We start from the raw sequence: 6,845 nt of genomic DNA, 5'->3' as shown, positions 1-6,845 counted from the left end.
GCCTGGGGGCGGCGCGGGCAGGTAGCCGCCCGCGGCCATGCGCTTCGCGGACCGCTCGTACATGGCCGGTGAGAGGCCCTGGACGCCGGTGCCGTCAATCCACCGGTTGTAGAAGTTGAACAGCGCGCAGACGGAGACCGCGTCGTAGACAGCCTCGTCCGTCCAGCCGGCGGCCTTCAGTCGCTCCACGTCCTCGCGGCGCACGTCTCCGGGCGCGTCGTTGAGCCGGTCCACGAAGGCGAACAACGCCTTCTCGGCCTCCGGGATGGGGGCCGTCCTCACATCGTCCAGCACCGCCTGGACGCGCTCCGTGCTGCCCAGCAATTCCGCCGCGACCGCGGCGTGGGAGCCCGTTCAAAACACGCAGGCGTTGCGCCGCGACGTGTACGCGGCGATGAGCTCCCGCAGCCCGGCGGACAGCGGGGACGGGCCGCGCATCACCTCGTGCGTGAAGGCGGACAGCGCGTCCGTCATGCGCGGCTTGAACGCGAACAGGTGCCAGATGCCCGGCGGCGTCATGCCCCCGGCCCGCGCCATGGCGATCATCTTCCCGTAGTGCCCGTCGGACTCGTGCGACTCGACGTCGGGCAGGTACATGGCTTCCGGGGCGGGGGGCTTCCTCATCGCGCACTTCCCTGGCTATGGACGGGGACGCCCATCAGGCCAGCGACGAGAGGAAGCTGTCCAGCACCGTGTTGAAGGCCTCCGGCTGTTCCTGGTTGGGCAGGTGCGCCGCGCCGGGGATGACCTCCAGCCGCGCGCCCTGCACCAGGTCCGCCATCTGCTTCGCCTTCGCCAGGGGCGTCACCGTGTCGTGCTCGCCCACCACGACGAGCGCGGGCCCCGCGTAGCGCGCGAGCAGGTCCTTGCTGTCCAGCCGCAGCGCCATGCCCCGCTGCGCGGCGGCGATGGACTCCGGCGGGACGGCCAGCCCCAGCTTCATCACCTCGCGGCCCACCGGGGACTCCGGCCCCGCGTGGACCAGCTTGGGGACCAGGCCCTGGACGACGGACGCCGTGCCTTCCTTCAGCGCCTGCTGGGCGGTGGCCTCGCGCTTGTCGCGTCCGGCGGCGTCGTCCGCGGTGCACTGCGTGTCCGCCAGCACCAGCCCGCGCACCCGGCCCGGGTCCTCGCGCAAGAGCGCCAGGGCCGCGTAGCCGCCCATGGACACGCCGCCCACCACCGCCGCGTCGATGTTCAGCGCGTCCAGCATCGCGAGCGCGTCCTGCGCCAGCGTCCGCATCTGGGTGGGGCCTTCACCCAGCCGGCTCTGCCCGAAGCCGCGCAGGTCCGGCACGAGGAAGCGGTAGCGCGCGGACAGCGCGGCCACCTGCCGGTCGAACGCGGAGCCATCCAGCGGGAAGGCGTGCAGGAGCAGCACCGGAAAACCCCGGCCCACGTCCCGGTAGTGCAGCGGAATCCCATCCACGGCGACCGTCAGCATGCGTCCTCCCCTCGGACCCTCGAGGCCGTCCGGGTGCGGCGTCAGATCCACTTCTTGTACTTGAACCAGCCCACGAGCCCCACGGGGAAGCCCACCATGGTCACCCACATGGCGGCGTACCAGCCCGGGTGCGTCAACTGTTCGAAGTTCTGCCCGAAGAACCCCACGATGAAGGACAGGGGCAGGAAGAGGGTGGCGAAGATGGTGAGCTGCTTGCTGATGTCGTTGGTGCGGTTGGCCACCATGGACAGGTAGCCGTCCATCACGTTGCCCACCACGTCGCGGCTGGAGTCGATCTGCTCGTACAGCCGCACCAGGTGGTCGTAGACGTCGCGGAAGTACAGCGTCGTCTTCTCCTGGATCTGCGGGATGCCCCGGCGCGACAGCATGCCCACCACGTCCCGCTGCGGGGACAGCACGCGGCGCAGCGTCACCAGCGCGCGCTTGAGCTGGAAGATGCGCTGGAGGTGCTCCGGATCCGGCTGGGCGAAGATGGCGTCCTCCAGGTCGTCCAGCCGGTCGCTGAAGTCGTCCATGATGGGGAACTGCGCGTCCACGAGCGCGTCCGTGAGCAGGTAGAGGATGACGTCCACGCCCCGGCCCAGCGTGCCGGCGGGGTCGTCCCTCACGCGCCGCACGACGGCTTCATGGCTGGGCAGCCGCAGCGCGTGCACGCTGATGAGCCAGTCCTGCGCGAGGAAGAAGTGCTGCTCGTGCAGCGTGAGCTCCGTGACGTCCGACCCGCAGCTGAAGCCCTGCAGCACGATGAACTGGTGGTGCGGGTACTCCTCCAGCTTGGGCCGCTGGTCCAGGTGCAGGCAGTCCTCCACCGCCAGGCGGTGCAGCTGGAAGCGTTCGGCCAGCCGGCCCATCACCTCCGCGTCCGGCTCCAGGACGTCGATCCACTTGGGCCCCGGCCGGTCGAGCAGCTCCTCACCCCCCGAGACAGCCCTGCCGTCCTCCCACAGACAGACCTGGATCATTTCCGTGGACTCCCCGGCCCACCTGTCGGGCCTGGGACGCTTGCTAGAACTCCCCGAACGCGATGTCGAGCGGTAGAGTGAGGGCAACGTGTCCGCTGCCGCCGAGAATCCCCCGCCGGCCTCCCTGACCCCGAGGCTCGAACAAATCCTCCAGTCGCTGCCCGACCGCGCCTTCGCCGCGCGGCTGCGCGCGGTGTATCTCGCCGCGGCCCAGGCCATCTCCCGGCTGAGCGACCTGGACCTGGTGAAGTACGAGACGCCCGTCGTCGACGCCAGCCCCGACCTGTCGCTGTGGGAGGAGATGGCGCCGGTCATCCGCGACACGGTGATGGACGTCAACGCGCTGCTCAACGTCATCCGGGAGCAGTTCCCCGGCACGCCGCAGGCGTCCGCGTCCCGCAAGGGCCCCGCGGACGTGCCCGGCATGCTCCAGGAGGGCATGGCGAAGCTGGCCCAGAGCATCACCCAGCTGGGCGAGGCCATGCGCAACCCGTCCGTGGTGAGCGACCGCTGGCAGCTGCTGGCGGAGATCCAACGCTTCCGGTCCGACTACCGCGAACAGATGAGCCAGCTCGTCTTCGAGTCCGCGAGCACCTTCGGAGAGGTGTCGCGCGCCCAGGTGGTGCCCGGCTACGAGGCGGAGGTGAAGGCGGCCGTCACGGTGCGCGCCATCACGTCGGACCTGTCGCGCATCGTCGCGGCGCGGCTCAACAAGGTGCGTGACGCGAAGCCGGAGGAGGTGCTCTGGAACGCGCAGCAGCTCCAGACGGAGCTGGACGCCTTCGGCCGCACCGCCGCGTACCGGAACCTGCGCGCGCAGGACAAGCGCCACATTGTCGAGGCCCGCGCGGAGATTGGCGCGCTCGCGCTCGAATCCGCCCCGGAGCAGGGACGGCTGTTGGCGGTGACGGAAGGCCTGGACGAACTGGTGCGGAGCCTGTCCGCGGTGAACCAGCGCCAGCTGCTCATCCTCCACGACCGCGAGGTGTGGGCCGCGTGCGGCGTGCGCCTGGAGCGCGCGCTGGCCCAGTCGAAGAAGGATCCCGTCGCGTCCGCCAAGGCGCTGGCGGAGGCCGCGGCCAGCGCGCAGTCGCTCTATGGCCGGGACGCGACCATGGACGCGTTCCTGCGCAAGGCGCGCAAGCTGAAGCTCGCCACGCTCACGGGCCCGGAGCTGCTCTCCACCATCGAGTCCTTCCAGGCCCAGCTCGCGCAACTGGACGTGATGTGACGGCCGTCAGAGCGAAGGTCGCGGAGCCGCGCCCCCTGCGGCAGGCGGACCTGTCCGGCGTGCAGGGCGTCTTCACCGACGTGGACGGCACGCTGACGACGGGCCACAAGCTGCGCAGCCAGACCGTGCGCGCCCTGGAGCAGCTGTCCGCTTCCGGCCTGCGTGTGGTGCTGGTGAGCGGCCGTCCGGCGGGGTGGGGCGAGGCGTGGGCCCGGCAGCTCCCCGTGGACGGCGTCGTCGTGGAGAACGGCGGGCTGTTCTTCCTCAAGGACGCCAGGGGGAAGCTGCGCAAGGTGTACCTGGAGCCGCCGGCCCGGCGCGTGGCCAACCGCCAGCGACTGGAGAAGGAGGTCCAGCGCGTGCTCGCCCAGGTGCCCGGCGCGCGGCTGTCCGTGGACAGCCGCTACACGGAAGTGGACCTCGCCGTGGATTACAACGAGGAGGCCCGGCTGGGCGACGAAGGGGCCTCCCGCATCGAGTCGCTGCTGCGGGCGCGGGGCGTGACGGCGGTGCGTTCGTCCGTCCACGTCAACTGCTGGCTGGGCCGCTTCGACAAGCTCTCCGCGTCGCGCCGCTTCGCGAAGGTGGCGTGGGGCGAGAAGCTGGAGCCCGCGGACGGCCGGTACGTCTACGCGGGGGATTCTTTCAACGACGCTCCGATGTTCCAGGCGTTCAAGCTGGGCGTGGGCGTGGCCAACGTGCGCGCGGTGCTGGACCGCATTGATGCGCCGCCGGCCTTCATCACCCGGGCGCCCGAGGGGCGGGGCTTCGAGGAGCTGGCGCGTGCCCTCCTCGCCCGCCGCCGGACGGTCCGCAGTCGAGGAGTTTCAACGTGAATGTCGTGAAGCTGGAGCTGGCCCGGGGCCTGGGGCGTCACCTGCGCGCGGGGCACCCGTGGGTGTTCCGCAAGGCCCTGGAGCACATGCCGCGAATCCCGGCCGGCAGCGTGGTGGACCTGACGGAGAACGGGAAGTTCGTCGCGCGCGGGTACTACGACCCGCACTCGGCCATCGCGGTGCGCGTGCTCACGCGGGACTCGCGCGAGACGGTGGACTCGCGCTTCATCACCCAGCGCGTGCAGCGTGCCCTGGCCGCGCGCACGGCGCTCATCGACCTGAAGGACACGGACAGCTACCGCCTCATCCACGGCGAGGGCGACGGCCTTCCCGGCGTGGTGGTGGACCTGTACGCGGGCTGGGCGGTGATGAAGCTGTACTCCGCGGGCCTCACCCCGTACCGCCCCCTCATCGTGGAGGCGCTGAAGGCGGGCGTCCCGGGCCTCAAGGGCATCCTCGGCCGTGACGAGGTGGGGCGCGACGACGTGGAGGAGGACGACGGGCGCGGCAGCGGGAAGATGCTGTGGGGCGAGGAGGCCCCGGAGCTCATCCCCATCCGCGAGCGCGGCGCCATCTTCCTGGTGGACGCGTGGAAGGGGCAGAAGACGGGGTTCTTCCTGGATCAGCGAGAGAACCGCCACCTCATCCGCCGGCTGGGGCAGGGGAGGGACGTGCTCAACTGCTTCAGCTTCAGCGGCGGCTTCTCCGTGAACGCGGCGCTGGGCGGGGCCAACAGCGTCTTCTCCGTGGATCAGGATCCGGAGGCCATCGCGCTGGCACGGGAGAACTTCACGCGCAACGGGCTGCCCGCGGCGAAGCACGACTTCCTGGCGGCGGACGTGTTCGCCCTCATCCAGTCCTTCAAGGAGGAGGGCCGCACCTTCGACCTCATCATCCTGGACCCGCCCGCCTTCGCGAAGAGCCAGCGCGCGGTGGAGGCGGCCGTGGACGGCTACGCGTCGCTCAACCGGCAGGCCCTGGCGCTCCTGCGTCCCGGCGGGCTGCTGGCCACCGCGTCGTGCTCCGCGCGCGTGACGGGGGACATGTTCATGGGCGCCGTGTGCGAGGCGGGCTTCAAGGCCGGCGTGGACCTGGCGCTCGTGGAGGAGCGCTACCAGCCGCCGGACCACCCCGTGCGCCTGCAGTTCCCGGAAGGGAAGTACCTTAAGTTCTACGTGATGCAGTCGGTGTAGCGGACCGCCCGGCCCCGGGGCGCGCCTTCATGAGGCGCGCCTCCCGCGGTGCACGGGAGCCGCTCAGGTACCGAAGACCTTGTGGGCCACGCGGTCCAGCACGTCCTTGCCCCAGACGATGCTGGCCTTGCCCAGCCGGTCCAGGTCGCGGGTGAACTCGCGGCCGTCCGGCACGACTTCGTAGGTGCGGGTGAGGAAGAGGCTGCCGCTGCCGGGCTCGAAGTCGACGTTGCCACCGCCGGTGTCCGTGCCCTCTTCCTGCTGCTGCCGGAAGCCCTCGATGATGCCGGGCTTGGGCGGCTCGCGGAACCGGTAGATGAGCGCGCTGCACTTGAGCGCGGGCGGGGACTCGACGTGCTCGAAGGCGTACTGGCCCTCGCCGTTGAGCATGCCGCCCAGTCCCTGTTCGTTGAGGCCTTCGCTGACGCCGGCGCCCTGGGACTGGAGGTACCACTTCACCAGCTGCCGGGCCGCGTCGCGCGTCATCGGTCCGCCCGCGGACGGCGCCGGACGCGCCATGCCCATGGAGGACAGCAGCCACTGCAGCTTGCTGGTAAAGGAGCTGATCACTTCGCGGGGATGACGCGGTCCGCGACGCGGTTGAACACCTCGTCGCCCCACACGAGGCTGGCTTCCACGAGCCGGTCGACGTCTTCTTTGAACTGCTGCTCCGACGGCACCACGCCGTACGTGCGGCTCAGGAAGAGGCTCTTGTTCTCGGTCTCGTAGTCCACCTTGCCGCCGCCGGCGTCCGTGCCCTTCTTCTCTTCGTCACGGAAGCCGTCGATGACGCCCGGACGGGGCGCGTCGCGGAAGCGGTAGATGAGGGCGCTGCACTTCAGCGCCCCCGAGTCCTTCACATGCTCGAAGTAGACCTGCGCGTCGCCAAGCGCGGCGCCGCCAAATCCCTTCGCGTTCAGCCCGGAGGCCTGCGCATCGCCTCCGTGGGCCCGGATGAATGACTGCACCAGTCGCTGGGCTTCTTCGAGCGTCATACGTGCAGTCATACCAGTCCGGACCCGGGATGAGAACTAGGACGTGTCCGCAAATAGTTCGAGGGGAGCCGGGTGTTAGGAGGGCATGAGCCGAGGAGAGCTGACAGACGCCCAATGGGAGCGGCTGGCAGGACTGCTGCCGCCCCAGAAACCCGCGCGAGGC

9 protein-coding genes are annotated in these 6,845 nt (G+C 70.4%); 3 read left to right on the top strand and 6 right to left on the bottom strand.

Going from position 1 to position 6,845, the window contains the following annotated elements:
- The 4 genes from D7W79_RS36370 to D7W79_RS36355 form a co-directional block, all read right to left on the bottom strand.
- A partial coding sequence (locus D7W79_RS36370) for a carboxymuconolactone decarboxylase family protein (protein WP_120529883.1) occupies positions 1-324 on the bottom strand: 324 nt, incomplete at its 3' end.
- Positions 325-354: 30 nt separating this feature from the next.
- Positions 355-624 carry a carboxymuconolactone decarboxylase family protein gene (locus tag D7W79_RS36365; RefSeq protein WP_120529882.1) on the bottom strand — a complete coding sequence of 90 codons (270 nt, stop codon included), beginning with the start codon at positions 622-624 and terminating at the stop codon, positions 355-357.
- Between the two features lie 34 nt (positions 625-658).
- Positions 659-1,444 (bottom strand): alpha/beta fold hydrolase, encoded by a 786-nt coding sequence (locus D7W79_RS36360; RefSeq protein WP_120529881.1) that lies wholly within the window; start codon positions 1,442-1,444, stop codon positions 659-661.
- A gap of 41 nt (positions 1,445-1,485) precedes the next feature.
- Positions 1,486-2,427, bottom strand: a complete 942-nt coding sequence (locus tag D7W79_RS36355; protein ID WP_120529880.1) for a magnesium transporter CorA family protein — start codon at positions 2,425-2,427, stop codon at positions 1,486-1,488.
- Positions 2,428-2,515: 88 nt separating this feature from the next.
- On the opposite strand from D7W79_RS36355, the gene D7W79_RS36350 reads away from it, so the two are divergent.
- Genes D7W79_RS36350 through D7W79_RS36340 form a run of 3 tightly spaced genes read left to right on the top strand, consistent with a single transcriptional unit; the run spans position 2,516 to position 5,687 of the window.
- On the top strand, positions 2,516-3,658 hold the full coding sequence (locus tag D7W79_RS36350; protein WP_120529879.1) for a hypothetical protein: 1,143 nt from the start codon (positions 2,516-2,518) through the stop codon (positions 3,656-3,658).
- Complete coding sequence (locus D7W79_RS36345) at positions 3,655-4,494, top strand: HAD-IIB family hydrolase (RefSeq protein WP_120529878.1); 840 nt, start codon at positions 3,655-3,657, stop codon at positions 4,492-4,494. The genes D7W79_RS36350 and D7W79_RS36345 overlap by 4 nt, the downstream gene beginning before the upstream one ends.
- The gene (locus D7W79_RS36340; protein ID WP_120529877.1) at positions 4,491-5,687 is read left to right on the top strand and encodes a class I SAM-dependent rRNA methyltransferase; all 1,197 of its coding nucleotides are present in this window, start codon (positions 4,491-4,493) and stop codon (positions 5,685-5,687) included. Before D7W79_RS36345 ends, D7W79_RS36340 begins: the two co-directional genes overlap by 4 nt.
- Positions 5,688-5,750: 63 nt before the next feature.
- Here the strand turns inward: D7W79_RS36340 and D7W79_RS36335 are convergent, their stop codons facing one another.
- A complete protein-coding gene (locus tag D7W79_RS36335; RefSeq protein ID WP_171437590.1) occupies positions 5,751-6,257 on the bottom strand; it encodes a hypothetical protein in 507 nt (168 codons plus the stop codon).
- Complete coding sequence (locus tag D7W79_RS36330; RefSeq protein ID WP_043321345.1) at positions 6,254-6,682, bottom strand: hypothetical protein; 429 nt, start codon at positions 6,680-6,682, stop codon at positions 6,254-6,256. The genes D7W79_RS36335 and D7W79_RS36330 overlap by 4 nt, the downstream gene beginning before the upstream one ends.
- Between the last annotated feature and the right edge of the window lie 163 nt (positions 6,683-6,845).

The sequence above is a fragment of the Corallococcus exercitus genome (assembly GCF_003611585.1).
In the GTDB taxonomy this organism is placed as follows: domain Bacteria; phylum Myxococcota; class Myxococcia; order Myxococcales; family Myxococcaceae; genus Corallococcus; species Corallococcus exercitus.
Note: the sequence above shows the minus strand (reverse complement) of the source record. Positions and strands in the feature narration are given on the sequence as shown.